The sequence below is a fragment of the Paenibacillus sp. FSL R5-0912 genome (assembly GCF_000758605.1).
Taxonomy (GTDB): domain Bacteria; phylum Bacillota; class Bacilli; order Paenibacillales; family Paenibacillaceae; genus Paenibacillus_AQ.
The window spans coordinates 3,573,727-3,592,129 of sequence record NZ_CP009282.1 but is presented as its reverse complement, the minus strand read 5'-3'; the positions used below and the strand labels follow the sequence as shown (position 1 = coordinate 3,592,129).

Below are 18,403 nucleotides of genomic sequence, written 5' to 3'. Positions count from 1 at the left end.
CTTCATCTACTCCTTCATGACAGCGTTAATGTACACAGCGTTAATGTACTCTGCCGGATCAGCCAGCACGGCCCCGGCTTGGGCCACAAGCCCGTTCACCGTTTCGGCGCCGACCCCCATCAGGATGATGAGGACAAACAGCACTGCGGCCGGTGCCATCATTGCTTTGTAGCGCAGCGGGTGGACTTCTTCCTCGCTTCTTTCACCACCCCAGAACACTTCCTGGAACACTTTGATCAGCGAATAGAGCACAACGAAGCTTGACGCCAGTGCAATAAGTGCAAGAGCGACGTGCTGCTCCCCGAAGCCGCTGCGGACCATCATCACTTTCCCCGCGAAACCGCTAAGCGGCGGAACGCCCACCAGCGCCAGAGTCAGGATGAAAAACATCCAGCCCGTCCATGGATACCGGCGGATCAGGCCGCCCATTTGCCGTAGCTGCTCCGTTCCTGACGCTGCAATAATCATACCGCCCAGGAAGAACAGCAGCGCCTTGGCAATCATGTCGTGCATCAGATAGAACACTACCCCGTTTAATGAATCCTGGGTTGCCACCGATATGCCAAAGGCAATAAAGCCTACGCTAATCACAATATTGTAATTAAAAATCCGGCTCAGATCATTGTAAGCCAGCGCGCCGACAGCTCCAAGAATCATTGTTGCTCCGGCCATCCAGCCGATCAGCGTATGTGTCAGCCCCGGATCATGAACAAAAATCAGGGAGAATGTACGTGTGATGGCATACAGCCCAACTTTGGTCAGCAAGGCTCCGAACAGCGCCCTTACAGCCAGGGGAGGAGCACTGTATGAATCCGGCAGCCAGAAGAACAGTAGCAGACCGGCTTTGAGCGAGAAGACCAGCAGCAGCAGTACAGCAATTACATTCATGACACCGCCCTGCCCCGCCTCCGCTACACGGACCGCCAGATGCGCCATGTTAAGCGTACCTGTCGCAGCGTACAGATAAGCAATTGCCGCTACGAACAAGCTGGAGGAGATCACATTGACAAGAATATATTTCAGTGTCTCCCGCAGCTGAACCCGGGTTCCGCCCAGTACAATCATCGCATAGGAGGCAACCAGCAATACCTCGAAGCATACGAACAGATTAAACAGGTCTCCCGTAAGGAAGGAGCCGAACACACCGGTCAGCAGGAAGTGGAAGAAGGTATAGTAGTAGAACCGCTCCCGCTGTTCCCCAATGCTTGCGAAGGAAAAGAACAGGCAGGCCGCGCCTACAACCGCCGTGGTTAATACCAGCAATGCCGCAAACATATCAGCAACAAAGACGATGCCGTAGGGCGGCAGCCACCCTCCCATGTACAGCGTTTGAATCCCGTTTGTATTCACCTGATACACAATAATTATCGCAACAGCAATATTGACAAATACACTGATTGCACTGATTATACGCTGCAGGTTAATTCTTTCCTTCAGAAAAATCAGGATGACCGCCGTAAAGGCCGGAATCAGCAAAGGCAGTACCAGCAGATTGTTCATGGTCTCTCCCCCTTGCTTCCTTCCACATCATCCATGCCTGCCGAGCGGTATGCCCGGTAAGCCAGCACGATGAAGAACGCGGATACCCCAAAGCTGATTACAATCGAAGTAAGGATAAGCGCCTGCGGCAGCGGATCGACATAACTCTCCGCTTTCTCGCCAAGCAGCGGTGAAGCGCCAGTCTTAAGTCCCGCCATGGTCAGCAGCAGCAGATGAACACCGTGAGTCAGCAGTGTTGTCCCCAGAAGGATGCGGAGCAGGCTTTTGGATAAGACCAGATATACACCTACGGTAAACAAGACGCCGATCGCCAGGGCAATAAGGATCTCCATCAGTTATCCCTCCCGATCGTAAAGATGATATTCATGGTAACACCGATCACTGACAGGTATACGCCCAGATCGAACAGTGTTGCTGTAGTAAGTTCAGTCTTGCCCATCACCGGCAGCTCGAAATAGCCGAAGGTCTGGGTCAGGAACGGAACATCGAATACAAAGGAACCTATCCCTGTGAGAAAAGCTATAGAAATTCCGGCCGCAATTAACTTACGGTAATCGACAGGCAGCACCTTCTCTACAAACTCTGTACCGAACGCAATCGAGAGCAGCACGAGCCCGGCTGCAGCCATCAATGCGCCGATAAATCCGCCGCCCGGATGGTTATGACCGGCAAAGAACAAATACAGCGAGAAGGTAATAATAATCACGAAGGCCACTTTGGCCACAGACTGCAGCAGCACATCGTTACTGCGCGCATAACGCGGCTTGTTATCGTCCGGCACATCTCTGACCAGATCAGGCTTACTACCCGGTTCAAGCTGCAGCTTAATCATTGAATAGATAGCCAGCGAGGCCAGACCAAGCACCGTAATCTCAAACATGGTATCAAAGCCGCGGAAATCCACCAGCAGCACGTTGACTATATTTTTGCCGCCGCCGAGGGTATAGCTGTTCTCCACGTAGTAGCTTGAGATGGACTCGAACGGACTGCTCCCAAGCGCTGCCAGTGCGACAAGTGTCATCGTTGCCCCGAATCCTACGGCGATAATCAGCTTCGGGATCTTTACCCGGAATTTGACCTTCTCCCGTTTCAGTCGGGGCAAATGCCGGAAGCAGAGCAGGAACAGCGTCACCGACACCACTTCGACGATCATCTGCGTAAGCGCCAGATCGGGTGCACGGAACAGGATGAAGAGCAATGTCACCATATACCCTACCATTCCCGTTAACAGAATTGCCGCAATCCTGGACCTGGCGAACGGAATCGCGAGCGCACCTGTCAGCATGACCAGCACTGCCACGACTTCAAAGAAGGTGACCGGAGCATACTGCCCTTGGCCAAACGTAATTCCGTCTGCGTACAGCAATGAACCGCCAACTACAACAATAATCAAGGTGAAAATATACATCAGATAATGGCGCATGGAGCCTGTCATATATAGCCCTGTCACCGAACGGGACACCCGCTCCACCAGCCGGATACTGCCGTCGTATACCTGGTTGAGTGTATACCCGCTGCGCCATTCCTTATCGACCAGACTTAACCGGCCATACACACGGTATACGACAATTCCCAGCAGGATCACCCCCAGAGTCATCCACACTTCAGCTGTGAAGCCATGCCAGAAATAAATGTTCACATAAAAGGGCGAGCTTGCCGCAAGCTGCGGATGAATAGCATTCATTCCCGGTACAATCAATGTCTTGGACAGGATGTTCGGGAACAGGCCGGTGATAACGGCCAGCAGTGCCAGGAGAATCGGAGGAAGCAGCAGCCCAAACGGTGCTTCATGCGGCTTCTTATCCAGCTTCTCGGGCTGGTATTTGCCGAAAAAGGTATGGAAAACCATAATCATGCTGTATGCAAAGGTAAATATGCTTGCAATCCAGGCCAGCACCGGAAAGATCGTGAAGAAAGATTGCGGGCTGAGGATATCCAGCTGTCTGATATTCAGTACAGCCGTGAAGAACATTTCCTTGCTCAGAAATCCGGCAAACGGCGGGAGGCCTGCCATGGAGAAGCTGCCGATCAGCGCTACCGTGAAGGTCACCGGCATCAGTGACACCAGTCCTCCCAGCTTGCGCAGATCACGTGTATTCGTCTCATGGTCGACAATCCCGACCACCATAAACAGCGAACCTTTGAATATGGCATGATTAATTAAATGAAAGAGGGCAGCCGTTGTTGCGGCGGTAAAGAACACAGCCTCTTCGCCCGTATAGAATGAAGCTGCCGATCCCATTCCCAGTAATCCCATAATCAGCCCCAGCTGGCTGATTGTAGAATAGGCTAACAGAGCCTTCAGGTCCGTCTGCTTCATCGCCTGGATCGATCCATAGATCAAGGTGATCAGGCCGACGCCCGACACAATCCAAAACCACTCATGTTGCCCCGCAAACACCGGGCTGAAACGCGCGACCAGATACAGTCCTGCTTTGACCATCGTTGCCGAGTGCAGATATGCGCTGACCGGGGTCGGTGCTTCCATCGCATCCGGCAGCCAGATATGAAACGGAAACTGGGCCGATTTGGTGAAAGCCCCCAGCAGAATCAGGATCATCGACGGTATGAACAGCGTTTGTCCGCTGATGTCCCCGGCCTGGCTCCAGATTTCACGGATACTGAAGGTCCCTGTTATGCCATACAGCATCAGGAAGCCGGCGAACATTGCCAGACCGCCGAAGACCGTGATCAGCATCGACTTCAGTGCGCCGTAGCGTGACTTCTGTCTACGGTGCCAATAGGCAATCAGGAGGAAGGAGGATACACTTGTCAGCTCCCAGAAGCCGTACAGAACCATCAGGTTATCGGACATTACCACCCCGAGCATCGCGCCCATAAAGATTAGGAGATATACATAAAACGGGGTCAGTTCTTCTTTGCGTTTGTCCAGATAATAAATCGAGTAGAAGATGACCAGCATCCCCATTCCCGTAATTAACAATGCAAACAGCAAACTTAATCCATCCAGATGAAATACCAGATTAATGCCAAGGGACGGAATCCAGGATACAGTCTCATATCCGGAGTCCCCTCCCTTAATGACAGGAATCCGGGTCAAGAAATAAATGAACAACGCCAGCGGTCCGGCAAGTACTAGCCAACCCCGGTGGAGCCAGGCCATCCGCCCGCGTAGAAGCGCTATCATTAGGGCCAGCAGAAACGGAACAAGTACGGTTATATGCAGCAAAGGCAAGCCTCCTTTTCCACTCTACAAATTAAGTTGTGAACAATAGTACATACTACTGGAAGTAAAAACGATTATAAGGGATCGCTAAGTGTCCCCTCGCAGATATGCAAATATCTCGCTTTACCATCTTGCTCAATTCTGAATAAGCCATTCTCAAATTCCGTGTGCAATTCGTGAAAAAATTTCCCTTTGATGAAATCCTGACCTTCCGGCTCATCACTGAGCTGATAAACGCCCTCATTCTTCACCAGATAGGAGATTACACCTTCTTCATGCGTCTCTTCAAGACCGGCGCGCATCCGCTGTACTGCCACAACATGCAGATCCATCATCTTCATTTTACTGATCAGCTCATTGACAAAATTGCGCTTGGTCAGCTCCTGCCACAGTGTCTGGGCGGATTGTCCGATAATAATCTGCGTGACATCCTTCTCTTCTGCCGCTTCAACGATTACATCCGTTGTCTTGCGGCCCCGGCGTTTGCGGACCATAAACTCTGCTCCGGCCTCCTCGGCGAGACGCTTCCAGACCGCCATGAACATTTCTTTGCTTTGATTGTATTCATCACTATCCGAGCTATCCACATTGAGCACATAAAGCGGTGCCCCCAGCATCTCAGACAGCTCGACTCCACGCCGGATCAAACGCTCCCCGTGCGGACCATAATGAACGCATACCATAATTTTTTCCTTGTGAATGACCTTCGCCCTCCTGTAACATGGGCAAGAAATACAAAAGGAGCCTACTGGCGTTAGGCCCCTTTCTGTTGTTTCAAACCCTAAAAATTATACTTAAATTATATCTATTCCGATACTGTTTGTAAAGTTTACGGACAAGGATATGACAACATTGAAACATAATTACCATTATATTGAAGCCCAAATCAGTCCTTTCACAAGCTATATCTGGCATCGCATGTAAGGTTCATAGAATTTCTTAATGACCACACCAAAAATAATTGATTGGTAAATTGATGTTAGGTTTTATAGAATTCTTTTAAATTAAAAATAAATCCGGGGCTGCCCGAATCCACTATCAGACAGGGAGTGCTAGCTAAAGTGTCCACCGTTCATTCCGTTACTTCAGAAATTACTAACCAGGCTGTACAATATGTTCATCAGATCTACGCGGAGGTCCAGCAGCGCGACCCGCAAGAGCCCGAATTTCATCAGGCGGTCAAGGAGTTCCTGGATTGTCTCGTGCCTGTCCTGGCCCGTCATCCGCAATATATGAAGCATGGGATTCTCGAACGGCTGGTTGAACCCGAGCGCAGCATATCCTTCCGCGTGCCCTGGGTCGATGATGCCGGCAAGGTCCGGGTCAACCGCGGTTTCCGCGTTCAATACAGCAGCGCCATCGGCCCTTACAAAGGCGGACTCCGCTTCCATCCATCCGTTTATCTTGGCATTATCAAGTTCCTGGGCTTCGAACAGATTTTCAAAAATGCCCTGACCGGCCTGCCCATGGGCGGCGGCAAAGGCGGCAGTGATTTCGATCCCAAGGATAAATCCGATCAGGAAGTTATGCGCTTCACCCAAAGCTTCATGACGGAACTGTACCGCCACATCGGCCAGGATACGGATGTTCCCGCAGGGGATATTGGTGTCGGCGCACGCGAGATCGGCTATATGTTCGGACAATATAAACGGATTCACGGAGGACATGCGGCCGGGGTTCTCACCGGAAAAGGGCTGTTGTACGGCGGCAGTCTGGCACGCAAGGAGGCTACCGGCTACGGCTGTGTATACTTCGTGCAGGAAATGCTGTCGTCCACGCTGGGAACCAGCTTCGAGGGCAGCCGGGTAGTTATCTCGGGATCAGGAAACGTCTCTATTTATGCTATCGAGAAGGCTCAGCAGCTGGGAGCTCTTGTTATCGCGTGCAGTGATTCCAACGGATACATTCATGATCCGCAAGGCATCAACCTCGCTACTGTCAAAAGACTGAAGGAAACCGAACGCCTGCGCATCAGCGAATACGTGAAGGAGCATCCGCATGCCCAGTACATTGATGGCTGCAGCGGAATCTGGAGTCTGCCTTGCGATATCGCCCTGCCTTGCGCCACCCAGAATGAGCTTGATCTGGCATCCGCCCGGACGCTGATTCTGAACGGGGTTCAGGCCATCGGCGAAGGGGCTAATATGCCGACGACGATTGAAGCGGTTGAATTGTTCCTTGAGAATGATGTGTTGTTCGCTCCGGCCAAGGCTGCTAATGCAGGAGGAGTAGCGGTCTCGGGACTTGAAATGAGCCAGAACAGCATGCGGCTGGCCTGGAGCTTCGAAGAGGTCGATGCCAGGCTGCAGGAGATTATGAAGAGTATCTACCGCAGAACCGTACAGGCGGCAGAGGAATATGGGGTTGCCGGTAACCTGGTGGCCGGAGCCAACATCGCCGGCTTCCTGAAGGTCGCCGATACCATGCTGGCGCAGGGGATTGTGTAACTAAATAAGCAGCAGATTAATGGCGGGCGGAACAAGCTTTGGTTATTACAGCGAGTTGTATGGACTACCCGCAATCGATCTGTTGCTATATGTGTAAAGCTACCTGCGCTTGATTACGTGGAAAATGCTGCTTTTTATACAACAATTCTTGATTAGACCCGATATTCTGAAGGAAATGTTGTATTTCGTGCAGGATTTCAGTATGACTATTTCGTCCAGCTTATTTAGTAACCGTGTTTGTCCGGTTCCTTCCACTCCCTATGGATCAGAGGTACTTCTACCTCTGATTTTTTTTTGATTCCAGCAGAACCTGCAGAAGGGGTGTCTCAAAGGCCATGAAATGGCTGCTTGAGACACCCCTAGTTTTTTGAGTATAAGATACACATAAACTCGTGGTGAGAACGCTCCGCGAACGGACCGTTGTTCCAACTGCTGTGCTTTTTAAGCAGGATCAGGGTCTCCCCCGGGCGAGCCCCGGCCAGATCATCGTCATCACAGCAGCCGGCTGCTCCCACCAGCATGCCCGTTGCTCACTCTTCGCCAGCCTACAGCAGCTCGCGCCGCAGCGTCTCTGCCGATTTTGGGGACAGATGGCCAAGCGGAATATCGAATACCGTCTTGGCACCCTTATGGCCTTCATGCTTCAGGCGGACAGCTGCGCGGGCGTAGGCTGCCAGCACGCTGGCCGTAAATTCCGGATTACTGTCCAGCTTCAACCCGAATTCGACAATCTGCTTGCTTCCGCCGCCGGTTATACCGCTACGGATAACGAAGCCGCCATGCGGCATGCCGGAATGCTTCGCAGCAAGCTCATCCTCCGAAATGAAGTTCACCGTTGTATCATAATCGGCGAAATAATTCGGCATCTCCACAATGCTCCGGGTGATTGCCTCACGGTCCGCCCCATCTTCCGCCACTACGAAACATTCGCGGCGGTGCTTCTCGCGGGTAGTCAGCTGCGGGGTCTCACCACCGCGGATATTGTCAATGACCTCCTGGACAGGAACGGTATATTGCACGCCTGCCTTCACACCGGGAACGCGGCGGATCGCATCCGAATGCCCTTGGCTGACCCCGGTGCCCCAGAAGGTATACTCCTCACCTTCCGGCAGGATGGACTGCATCAGCAGACGGTTCATGGAGAACATTCCCGGGTCCCAGCCCGTTGAGATCACACTAACTGTCCCGCCGCCTTGGGCTGCCTTATCCACGGCAGTGAAGAAGTCAGGAATTTTGGCATGGGTGTCAAAGCTGTCCACTGTATTAAACAGCCGGGCCAGCTGTGGGGTCTGCTCCGGCAGATCTGTTGCTGATCCGCCGCACAGAATCATTACGTCGATTTTGCCTATGTATTGCTCGGCTGCGGATATATGCTCTGTAACTGTTCCTGTGATCTCCGCCAGCTGCTGCGGGTCTCTGCGGGTAAATATAGCTGCAAGCTCCATATCCGGATTTTGTTCAATCGCCTGCTGCACCCCCTTGCCCAAATTCCCGTAACCGACAATCCCAACTCTGATGTTTGAAGTCATGTTTAATATAGTCCTCCCTTGCCGGTTAACCCGGAGATATGAATCCTTTAAATTATAAGTATATATACATTACACGAAATGTAAACAATTAAGCGTATATAAATTGAATTTTCCCGGACTTGTCCTTTCCCCGTTCTTCACTTACAATGAGTCCAATTGATAATCATTCTTAATGGATGGGGTGGAAAATGAAGCTGCCAGCTGCGATATCTCATACGTATGGAAACAGCCACTACATAAAAATACTGGACGGGCTTCAGCTCCATTACATGGAGAACGGATCCGGTCCGGTAACTGTCGTATTCGAATCGGGCATGGGGATGTCCCGCTCTGCCTGGGGGCTGGTGCAGCCGGTAGTCGCCAGGTACGCGCGGGCCGTCGTCTACGACCGGGCGGGCAGCGGAAAGAGTGACGTGGACCACGCCCCAAGGACCCTGAGCAGAATGGCTGATGATCTCATGTGCCTATTGAACCGCTTAGGAGCAGGCCCCTTCATTCTCGTCGGACATAGCTGGGGCGGGCCTGTCGTCCGCACTGTAGCTGCACGGAACCCCGCCATCATCCGCGGAATTGTTCTGGTCGATCCGACAGACGAGCATTGCAGGCTGTATTTCGAGGAAGCCTCCGTGAAGCATTTCGCCAAGATGAACACCCTCCTTCCGCTGCTTGCCGGAACCGGCTTATACAAGCTGATGGGAAGCAAGCCGGGCAAGGTTCTGCCAGCGGATGTCTACAAGGAACAGCGGCAGGAGGATTTCACTATGCGGGCAGCTCATACCATGGTTGCTGAGGGAGCAACCTGAATCCCGGCAATCCGGTCATATGATCATGTACAGCGAGCCCGGGCTGGTCGCAGATGAGGTCAGACGGATGATCGATTAGTCCGGGCTTACCGCTCCCTGTTCACCACATAATTCATTAGATGCTTCAGGAAGGTAATATTACGCGGGATCCCGCGCAGTGCCTCATTGGCCTTGCAATAGTGATCCCACATCTCTTTACTGGCCCCTTCTTGACCAAGAATCGAGACAAAATTCGAATTATTGTTAACAACATCGTTGCCGACAGGCTTACCAAGTACATGCGTATCCCCTTCCACATCAAGCAAATCATCCTTAATCTGAAAAGCAATCCCCATATGGTAAGCGATTTTTTGGAGTGCAGCGATCTCTGCTTCACCAACCTCTGCCAGCATAGCCGGCATGACCAGACACGCCTCAAAGGCCACTCCTGTTTTGTAAAAGCACACATTATTCAGCTGCTCCAGCGTCAATGTTTTGCCTTTTGCATCCAAATCCATCGCCTGGCCCATACACATCTCCTCTGCCTTCCGGGCCGAATAACGGATCAAGGCAAGCACAGTCTCCGCCTTAAATCGGTCAAGCGATGCCTGCTCTCCAATGGCCTTCTGGATCAGATACAGACCGGTTAACTCCGCAACTGCACTGCTGTGAATCTCATGCAGGGTCGTGCGCCCTCTGCGGGTAGCGGCATTATCCTGGGAAGGCAGATCATCGAAGATCAGGGAGGCGGTATGCATATATTCAAGCGAGCGGAGAAGCGGAACTATGGCTGCTGGCTCCAAGCCGTATTCCTTCACACCCATCACCCAGGTTAGAATCGGACGCACCCGCTTGCCGTCACCCTCCAGACTGTAATTGGCCGCATCGATCAGCCGCTCCTTCATGGCCGGCAGTTCCTGTGGCTTGGTAAAGAGCAGTTCGTCATTGATCAGACTGCGGACACTTTTAAACGTATCGGCAAACTCCTTCTGCTCCCTGGCATCCTTCTTCAAGTGCTCAATCATCCGGTCCCGCAGCAGCTTATCAAAAAAGTCCACTTCATCCGCTTTGTCTACCATGATCTGAATGAGCCTGTTAAACTCTGTATTTCCTGGTGCAAAAATCCTCATCGTCTCATTATATTTATCTGATCCCACACGTTCTTTGTATCGTTTGAGCCCGTTAATCGCCCGATCCAGTATTACCTCACGGGCTTTGGCATCGGAGTGGTATACACTGTGGATCAGATTGGAGATCACCGCCCAGTATAATTCAAAAGGATTCATCAGATCCGGCCTTTGCTCATGATATTTCAAATAATAAGTGTAAGGCGTTACGGCTCCATCACTCATATCCTCGGCCATATCCGCGAAATCATCGGCAAGCTGATTGTATAGGCCAAAAAAGAAGGTCCGCTCTTCAAATCCCTCATCCTCAGACGCACTAATCACCGAACGCGCAATGAGCCGGGACGACGATGACTTCAAGATAACGGGGATGTACAGCTCTTCGTTAGTGTAATCCCTCTTGGTGAGCACTTTGACACGGTCCCTATCCTGAGCCTGAAAAAAAACATAGGACTGGCCGAAAAAGATATGCTGTGTCTCCGGCCGCTGCTGCTGCTTAATATACTCGAATGCCTCTGAAAGCTCCGAATGAATGTATCCGATCAGCTTCATATTCTCGCCGGACCAGCCGCCCAGCCCAGGGACAACCCCGGTAAGCAGTGCCTCACGGATCAGCTCGGAGTACTGTTCTTTCTCACGAGCCGTCAGTATCTTTGAATCCAGCAGATCGTCAACGAAAGGATACGTCAGTCCATAGGAATAGCCAAGCCTGATCGCTTCATCCAATCTCCGGGAGCGTTCCACAGGCGCAGTATCATCGTCCATCTCTTCGATAACATGCAGAATAACGCCAACGATAATCTTGATTAGCTTGCGCTGGGCATGCTCCGCGTTCATTCCCTCCGGTATATGGGCAGCTACAGATCTTAATTTGGCAAACACCCAGATCACTGCAGCTTCTATCCCTTCCTTCTGGGCCCAGCGGTATACCCCGTCCAGATTCATGAAATCCGGCACTTCTCCACTGCCTGAGCGGGCAGACTTCAGCAGATGCTGGTTCAGATCAGCGATGGTTCTCCTGATCCGTTTCTGTGTATCTGGAGAATCCGGTGCCTTACCCAGATCCCTCATATAAATGTACGAGACGCTCCGGTCCAGATAATCATCCAGCTTCCCTGTGTAATTCAGCCATTGGATGTAGCGGTAATAATCTTGGGTATCCGGCTTTTTCTTTCCGGGTGACCACAAGGACAACACGGAGAAGCGCCGGATATGCTTTTTTTTCCATTCATGGATATCCGCCGTCAACGCCGTCACATAAGATTGGCTCTTCATCTGATCATGGAGTGAGCTTAAGTAGCGGGCGGCCTTCTGCTCAGCCAATGGATAACCTGTATGGGGATGATCTCTGACAATTTCATTCATAGGATGCACAACCTTAGCTTCATATTGGTTTATTTTGCTGTATTTCGGCCTTTGAACAGATGGGGATCCTGCTTTTTATCCTAATACGAACAACTGGCACCATGGTTACGAAATCAAGTTAAGGATTGACAAACGGCCTATAAACATTTAAAGTTTTAACAGTCATATCATTGATAATGATTATCAATTTCATAAAACATCACGGAAAGGGAGATTACCAGTAATGAAGAAATTGTTGTTACCCTTACTCATCCTTACCCTCCTGCTTCTAAGTGCCTGCGGCAATAATGCAAGCAACAGTGCAAGCAGCAATACAACTGCTGCCACAACTACACCGGCACCCGAAGCCAGCGCAACTGCAAGTGCTGACAACAGCAGCGCGGATACCATTACTTATGAGTCTGAAACCGGACCTGTCGAAGTTCCCGCTAATCCCCAGCGTGTTGTAGTTCTTGCCGGATACGCAGGCAACCTGCTCGCTCTGGATGTCCCCCTCGCCGGAGTGGATTCCTACATCAAAGCAAATCCGAATTTCCAGGACCAGTTGAAGGATGTCGCCGAAGTCTCCGAGGAGAATGTGGAGAGTATTCTGAATCTCAAGCCAGACTTAATCATTGCTTCGTCAGACACCAAAAACCTGGACAAGATGAAACAAATTGCACCAGTAGTTACCTATACATATAACAAAGTGGATTATCTGACGCAGATCCTGGAGATCGGCAAAGCGGTTAACCAGGAGCAGAAAGCCGCTGACTGGATTGCTGATTTCAAGGCACGTGCCCAGGCCGCCGGTGAAGAAATCAAAGCCAAAATCGGTGCTGATAGCACGATTTCGGTTATTGAAGGAGATTCCAAAAATCTGTACACCTTCGGCAGCGCCTGGGGACGCGGTACAGAAATCATCTATCAGGCCATGGGGCTGAAGATGCCGGATAAAGTGAAGGAAATGACAGCCAAAGACGGATATTTCAATTTGTCACTGGAAATCCTGCCGGATTATATGGGAGATTACGTGATCTACAGCAAAGACCCTGCCGGTGATGCTTCCTTCCAGGAGACTTCCACTTACAAGGATATCCCGGCCGTCAAAAATAACCATGTCTACGAAATAGATGCTACATCTTTCTATTTCAACGATGCACTGTCACTCGACTATCAGCTTGATTTTATTTCCAAGTCATTGCTGGGAAATTAAATAATCTTTAATAATCCAGCCACGTGAAACCGAAAAAAGGAGCGCAAATCGCGTTCTTTTTTTTCGCAAACTGATAAGGAACGGATGGTTGAAATGGGAAAACAGTCTCCGCAAAAGCCGATAAACTCTACTTTTATGCTTAAGCTGCTCGTCAGCATGATTTTATTTGTGGCCGTATTTGCCCTGGCGGTCAGGCTTGGTGCCAAAAATGTTTCACTGGCGGATATTTGGAGCGCCATCAGCAACCCGAAGGCTACGGGTGGTGATATCTCTATCATCCGTGAACTGCGGCTGCCCCGTGAAGTCGGCGGCATACTGGTAGGCGCTGCCCTTGCTGTTGCCGGGGCAATCATGCAGGGACTAACCCGAAATCCGCTTGCCGATCCGGGACTCCTTGGTTTGACCGCAGGTGCCAATGCTGCACTGGCGGTATCCTTTGCCTTCATCCCCTCCATCGGATACTACGGAATCATGATCGCCTGTTTCATCGGCGCAGCCTGTGGCGTGATGCTGGTGTTCGGGATCGCTGCACTCCGGAGGCAGAATATGTCGCCTCTGCGGATGGTGCTGGCCGGTTCTGCCGTATCCGCTCTGCTGACCGCTGTAGCCGAAGGAATCAGCCTTCAATTTAAGATCTCTAAAAATGTATCGATGTGGACATCCGGCGGGCTGATCGGCACCACCTGGGGTCAGATTACAGCAATAGCTCCTGTAATTATCATTTGCCTCATCGTTTCCATTCTGTTGTCCCGTCAGCTGACAATCCTTAGTCTGAACGAAGGAACGGCTGTGAGTCTTGGGCTCAAGACGACTCAGGTTAAAATTGCACTGTACATATTGATCACGCTGCTCGCAGGCGCTGCTGTTGCGCTTGTCGGCAACATCGCTTTCGTCGGCCTAATGATCCCCCATCTCGTGCGGGTGTTTGCCGGGACAGATTACCGCGCCATTCTGCCGCTGTCCGCCATTGCCGGCGCCACCTTTATGGTGTTCGCCGACACACTCGGCCGGATGATTGACGTCCCGTTCGAAACGCCTGTCGCCGCGATCGTGGCTGTGCTGGGCCTGCCGTTCTTCCTGTTCATTGTCCGTAAAGGAGTGCGATCCTTCTCATGAAACCAGCCCGGCTGTATCGTAATCAACCGCTTGTCGTATTGTTGCTCATGCTTCTTATCCTGGCTACCATCGTTATCGGAATAGGGATCGGATCTTCCCCGGTGTCATACGGGAGACTGATTCCGACAATCCTCGGGCACGGTTCTTTCGAGGATAATTTTGTACTGTTCTCCATCCGCCTCCCCCGGATACTGATTACGCTGCTCGCAGGTATGGCGCTTGCTTTATCCGGTGCTATTCTGCAGGGCATTACCCGCAATGAGCTGGCTGATCCGGGAATTATAGGCATTAATGCCGGGGCCGGGGTCGGGGTTACCGTCTTTTTCATCTTTGCATCCATTGACGCCGGGTCCTTCATATACATGATTCCACTTGCGGCATTCGCCGGAGCCCTGGTAACCGCTGTACTCATCTATGCGTTTTCCTACACCCGCACCGATAGCGTTCAGCCGATCAGGCTGGTCATCACCGGAGTCGGGTTCTCCATGGCGCTCTCCGGCGTGATGATCGTACTCATCTCTTCCGTGGACAGGACCAAGGTGGACTTCATCTCCAAATGGCTGGCCGGCAATGTGTGGGGTACAGACTGGCCTTTCGTTCTGGCCCTGCTGCCCTGGCTGATCCTTCTGGTTCCTTATGTGCTGTACAAATCCAGAACACTGAATTTGCTTGCTTTGAATGAGCCTACTTCTATCGGTGCAGGCGTGGCGGTCTCCAGAGACCGGGTCCTCCTTATGCTGGCGGCGGTTGCGCTGGCGGCGTCGGCTGTTTCGATGACCGGCGGCATCGCCTTTGTCGGCCTGATGGCTCCGCATATTGCCAGAGCCCTGGTAGGAGCGAGGCACCAGCAATTCGTGCCGGTATCCATATTAATCGGCGGCTGGCTGCTGCTGCTGGCAGATACGATTGGCCGTAACCTGACCCAGCCAGACGGTATCGCCGCCGGAATCATGGTTGCATTTATCGGCGCTCCTTATTTCCTGTATCTTCTATTGAAGAAAGAAGGATAGTACTGACGCAAACTCTCCGCGAAAGCCCACTCCATAGACTAACGCCCTACATACTATATCGGGACCTAACTGCATACATGCAGTTAAATTGTTAGCTCAAAAGGAGCTGGAATCATTGAAATCAGGAACGAGACTTACCGGGCGGGTTATCTATAAAGGTGATCCGGGCTATGAAACGGCACGCAAAAATTGGGATCCGCATACGGACAGATTCCCGAAGGTATTTGTCTTTGCACAGCAAACGCAGGATGTAGCCAACGCCATCCGCTGGGCCAACGAGAATAACATCCCTATCCGGCCAAGAAGCGGCAGACATTCGCTGGAGGTCAATCTGTCCCAGGTCAACGGAGGCATTGTCATCGATGTAAGTGAACTGAGGAGCATCAAGCTCAATAAAAAATCGGGAACTGCAGTTGTGGGGACCGGAAATACGGTGGGAAGAATCGCCCATACGCTTGCACGGCAGGGATACATGGCCCCTTTTGGGGATAGCCCTACTGTCGGAATCGGGGGCATTACACTAGGCGGGGGAATTGGGCCGCTTCAGCGGACCGTAGGCCTTGTCAGCGATAATCTGATTGAGCTCGAAATGGTGGATGCCAAAGGCAGAATAATTGTCGCCAATAAGAACAGCAACGCCGATCTCCTCTGGGCTTCGCGCGGGGGTGGCGGAGGTAATTTCGGAGTCTGCACCCGTTATAAGTTCAAAGTGCGTCCCGCGCCGGCCACGGCGACCGTATTCCGCATCACCTGGCCCTGGAATCAGTTCGAGAAGGTACTCAAAGCCTGGCAGCGCTGGGCTCCTTCCGTTAACACCAGACTGGGCAGCGAGCTATCCATTGGTCCCAAAAAGGGCGGTAATGTCAGCATGCTGGGCCTGTTCCTCGGATCAAAAGCGGAGGCGGTCCGCCTCTTAAAGCCCATTACGGACGTAGGGACGCCCACGAATCAATTGATCCGCTCTTTACCTTATCCCAAAGTAGTGAGTTTCCTGCTGGCTCCCGATCCGGTGCAGACCCAAAGATTCAGCAACCAGTTCTCCAGCGGTTTCGGAAGAAAACCTTTCCCGGATAAAGCGTTTAAGTCTATGCGTGAGTTCCTTGAGAACGTGGAGGGCGAGTTCGCAGGATTCTATTTCCTCAACTGGGGCGGGGCTGTAAGCCGTAAATCACCCAGATCTACCGCCTTCTACTGGCGTAAAGCGAAATTCTATGTAGAGTGGAACAGTTCATGGGTCAAGAAATCGGATGCTGCCAAAAATATTGCCATAGTGCGGAATACACGCCGGAAGCTGCAGCCGTTCATCGTCGGAAGCTATATTAATGTTCCGGACCAGGGGATCAAACATTCCGGCCCGGTCTATTATGGAGCGAACTATCCCCGGTTACGGAGAGTCAAAGCCAAATATGACCCCGGAAATGTATTTAACAATCCGCAGAGCATTCCCCCGGCCCGTAAAGTATAATAATAAGATTAAACTTATAAAGAGGCCCGCATATATCCTGCGGGCCTCCTTCTTATGGTTCCAGCCTTTTACTGCCCGGAATTAGCCAGGAATTCATCAATTTGCCGCTGAACCTCTGCGATGATGGTATCAATTCCTGCTTCCTTCACTTGTGCCTGAAGCTTGGCCAGTCCGCCGTCCACATCCTTCACTGAACCGTATTCCAGCGGAATGCCATATTGCAGCATCACATTACCGACATTAGCTACCTCCGTCTTCACTTTACTGTTGTCGAAGACAAAGGTCTCCAGCGGATAGTGGTAAACCTCACCTTCCCATTTGTCAGTCAGTGCATTGCCTTCGTCAGGGAAGGAGGCGTTGTCCCGGTTCAATGGGGAGTTAAAGCCCCAGTTGGAGAATCCGGTATAGTTAGCATTTTTCTCAGCATTCGTATATTTATCGTCGCCAACCGGATTATAATGCACAGCCGTTATGCCGTTCATCATCAGATCATGCAGTTCCTTGTCATTCTGCAGCAGATCAATCACCATCAGTGAACGTTCCGGGTTCTTGGTCGTAGCGTGAATGGAGACCCCGTTCTGGGTGGAGACAGCAACAGACTTCTTCTTGTCCGGTGTAATATCAGCCAGAGCCAGCTCATACGGTGAATTTTTCTCGCGCATATCCGTCATTAAAGCGCCTAGTGTGCCAAGATTGTGTGTGATCGATGCGGTCTTGCCTGCACGGAACTCCTGCTGGTGATCCAGCTTGCTGTTGAGTGCGCTCTTCGACCAGGCATTGTGATCCGCAAGATCTTTATAATAGTAGACAAGCTCTTTGAATTCCGGAGTTTCGTATACATTGAATACCTTACCGGCCGGATCTGTCAGCTTGAAGCCAATCGGCAGATCAAAGTCGAACATGTTCCATTCATTCTGCTGCTTCAGCAGGACCCGGTCCAGATTGTGCAGCTTCCAGTCCCCTGTCTCCGGTACGAACGGAGTGACACCCTGCTCCTTCTCGGAGACCGTCTTGAGATAAGTAGCATACGCCTCCGGACTGTTGATCTCCGGCAGATTATATTTCTTGCGCAGGTCCTCCCGGTACAGGATCAGCTTCTCAATCGTTTCCCCGCGGTTCTGAGGCACCATATAGAGCTTGCCGTTCACCTTCGCCTGACCCCAGCCCACCTCCGGCATCGCCTCCCAGGTCATCGGCGCGTACTTCTGCAGCAATTCATCAGTCAGCTCAAGAAACCCGCCTTTGAGGGCCTGATCATTATAGCCTGCCCAGTTGGCAGAGTAGATGAGGTCAAAATTCTCATTCGCCGCCAGTTTAAGCGGATATTTCTGCGCCCAATCCGACCAGTCCAGGAACTCGGCTTCCAGCGTAGCGTTAACTTTTTCCTTCAGCTTCTTGTTAATCTCTCCAAATACCAGGTCATAGTCGACCGGCTTAGGTCCTACAAAAATCATCTTTAGTGTTACGGGCTGGGACGTATCCACTGTGCCGGAATCTCCGGCTGGGCTGGCATTCGTCCCTGCAGCTTCTGTCGCGGTTGCCGAAGCCTGCGGCTCCGCCATGCTTCCTCCGGCATTACCGTTGTTATTGCCGCATGCTGCAAGCAGAGAGATCATCAGTATACCGGACAGCAGTGTTAATCTTTTTTTCTTATTCAATTGAATTTCCCCCCAGCGTATG

13 protein-coding genes are annotated in these 18,403 nt (G+C 51.6%); 6 read left to right on the top strand and 7 right to left on the bottom strand.

Going from position 1 to position 18,403, the window contains the following annotated elements:
• Positions 1–6: 6 nt before the first annotated feature.
• The 4 genes from R50912_RS15115 to R50912_RS15100 form a co-directional block, all read right to left on the bottom strand.
• Positions 7–1,500 carry a Na+/H+ antiporter subunit D gene (locus tag R50912_RS15115; RefSeq protein WP_042236055.1) on the bottom strand — a complete coding sequence of 498 codons (1,494 nt, stop codon included), beginning with the start codon at positions 1,498–1,500 and terminating at the stop codon, positions 7–9.
• Positions 1,497–1,832: a Na(+)/H(+) antiporter subunit C gene (locus R50912_RS15110; protein WP_042136851.1), complete on the bottom strand. Its 336-nt coding sequence runs from the start codon at positions 1,830–1,832 to the stop codon at positions 1,497–1,499. The genes R50912_RS15115 and R50912_RS15110 overlap by 4 nt, the downstream gene beginning before the upstream one ends.
• On the bottom strand, positions 1,832–4,696 hold the full coding sequence (locus R50912_RS15105) for a Na+/H+ antiporter subunit A (RefSeq protein ID WP_042236053.1): 2,865 nt from the start codon (positions 4,694–4,696) through the stop codon (positions 1,832–1,834). Before R50912_RS15105 ends, R50912_RS15110 begins: the two co-directional genes overlap by 1 nt.
• A 65-nt stretch (positions 4,697–4,761) precedes the next feature.
• Positions 4,762–5,370 carry a universal stress protein gene (locus tag R50912_RS15100; protein WP_042136847.1) on the bottom strand — a complete coding sequence of 203 codons (609 nt, stop codon included), beginning with the start codon at positions 5,368–5,370 and terminating at the stop codon, positions 4,762–4,764.
• 408 nt (positions 5,371–5,778) lie between these two features.
• Between R50912_RS15100 and gdhA the strand changes: the two genes are divergently transcribed.
• Entirely contained in the window at positions 5,779–7,134 is a 1,356-nt protein-coding gene (gene gdhA, locus R50912_RS15095; protein WP_442950519.1) for an NADP-specific glutamate dehydrogenase, read from the top strand.
• 545 nt (positions 7,135–7,679) lie between these two features.
• Here the strand turns inward: gdhA and R50912_RS15090 are convergent.
• The gene (locus tag R50912_RS15090; RefSeq protein WP_042236050.1) at positions 7,680–8,663 is read right to left on the bottom strand and encodes a diaminopimelate dehydrogenase; all 984 of its coding nucleotides are present in this window, start codon (positions 8,661–8,663) and stop codon (positions 7,680–7,682) included.
• Between the two features lie 188 nt (positions 8,664–8,851).
• Here R50912_RS15090 and R50912_RS15085 point away from each other — a divergent pair, with 188 nt between their 5' ends.
• Positions 8,852–9,466 (top strand): alpha/beta fold hydrolase, encoded by a 615-nt coding sequence (locus tag R50912_RS15085; protein WP_052416357.1) that lies wholly within the window; start codon positions 8,852–8,854, stop codon positions 9,464–9,466.
• Positions 9,467–9,552: 86 nt separating this feature from the next.
• On the opposite strand, the gene R50912_RS15080 is transcribed toward R50912_RS15085, so the two are convergent.
• The gene (locus R50912_RS15080; RefSeq protein ID WP_042236048.1) at positions 9,553–11,946 is read right to left on the bottom strand and encodes a polyprenyl synthetase family protein; all 2,394 of its coding nucleotides are present in this window, start codon (positions 11,944–11,946) and stop codon (positions 9,553–9,555) included.
• Between the two features lie 214 nt (positions 11,947–12,160).
• Between R50912_RS15080 and R50912_RS15075 the strand changes: the two genes are divergently transcribed.
• From R50912_RS15075 to R50912_RS15060, 4 genes are all read left to right on the top strand, one after another.
• Positions 12,161–13,132, top strand: coding sequence for an iron-hydroxamate ABC transporter substrate-binding protein (locus R50912_RS15075; RefSeq protein WP_042236046.1), 972 nt, complete (start codon positions 12,161–12,163; stop codon positions 13,130–13,132).
• Positions 13,133–13,225: 93 nt separating this feature from the next.
• The gene (locus tag R50912_RS15070; RefSeq protein WP_042236045.1) at positions 13,226–14,248 is read left to right on the top strand and encodes a FecCD family ABC transporter permease; all 1,023 of its coding nucleotides are present in this window, start codon (positions 13,226–13,228) and stop codon (positions 14,246–14,248) included.
• Positions 14,245–15,258, top strand: coding sequence for a FecCD family ABC transporter permease (locus R50912_RS15065; protein WP_042236043.1), 1,014 nt, complete (start codon positions 14,245–14,247; stop codon positions 15,256–15,258). The genes R50912_RS15070 and R50912_RS15065 overlap by 4 nt, the downstream gene beginning before the upstream one ends.
• Before the next feature lie 115 nt (positions 15,259–15,373).
• Positions 15,374–16,723, top strand: a complete 1,350-nt coding sequence (locus R50912_RS15060; RefSeq protein ID WP_042236041.1) for an FAD-binding oxidoreductase — start codon at positions 15,374–15,376, stop codon at positions 16,721–16,723.
• A gap of 68 nt (positions 16,724–16,791) precedes the next feature.
• On the opposite strand, the gene R50912_RS15055 is transcribed toward R50912_RS15060, so the two are convergent.
• Positions 16,792–18,381 (bottom strand): ABC transporter substrate-binding protein, encoded by a 1,590-nt coding sequence (locus tag R50912_RS15055; RefSeq protein ID WP_331281916.1) that lies wholly within the window; start codon positions 18,379–18,381, stop codon positions 16,792–16,794.
• Between the last annotated feature and the right edge of the window lie 22 nt (positions 18,382–18,403).

What these genes read in the sequence shown, in the direction of transcription:
- R50912_RS15070 (WP_042236045.1), top strand. Translation starts at nt 13,226, where the DNA reads ATGGGAAAACAGTCTCCGCAAAAGCCGATAAACTCTACTTTTATGCTT.
- R50912_RS15065 (WP_042236043.1), top strand. Translation starts at nt 14,245, where the DNA reads ATGAAACCAGCCCGGCTGTATCGTAATCAACCGCTTGTCGTATTGTTG.
- R50912_RS15075 (WP_042236046.1), top strand. Translation starts at nt 12,161, where the DNA reads ATGAAGAAATTGTTGTTACCCTTACTCATCCTTACCCTCCTGCTTCTA.
- R50912_RS15100 (WP_042136847.1), bottom strand. Translation starts at nt 5,370, where the DNA reads ATGGTATGCGTTCATTATGGTCCGCACGGGGAGCGTTTGATCCGGCGT.
- R50912_RS15110 (WP_042136851.1), bottom strand. Translation starts at nt 1,832, where the DNA reads ATGGAGATCCTTATTGCCCTGGCGATCGGCGTCTTGTTTACCGTAGGT.
- R50912_RS15115 (WP_042236055.1), bottom strand. Translation starts at nt 1,500, where the DNA reads ATGAACAATCTGCTGGTACTGCCTTTGCTGATTCCGGCCTTTACGGCG.
- R50912_RS15085 (WP_052416357.1), top strand. Translation starts at nt 8,852, where the DNA reads ATGAAGCTGCCAGCTGCGATATCTCATACGTATGGAAACAGCCACTAC.
- R50912_RS15090 (WP_042236050.1), bottom strand. Translation starts at nt 8,663, where the DNA reads ATGACTTCAAACATCAGAGTTGGGATTGTCGGTTACGGGAATTTGGGC.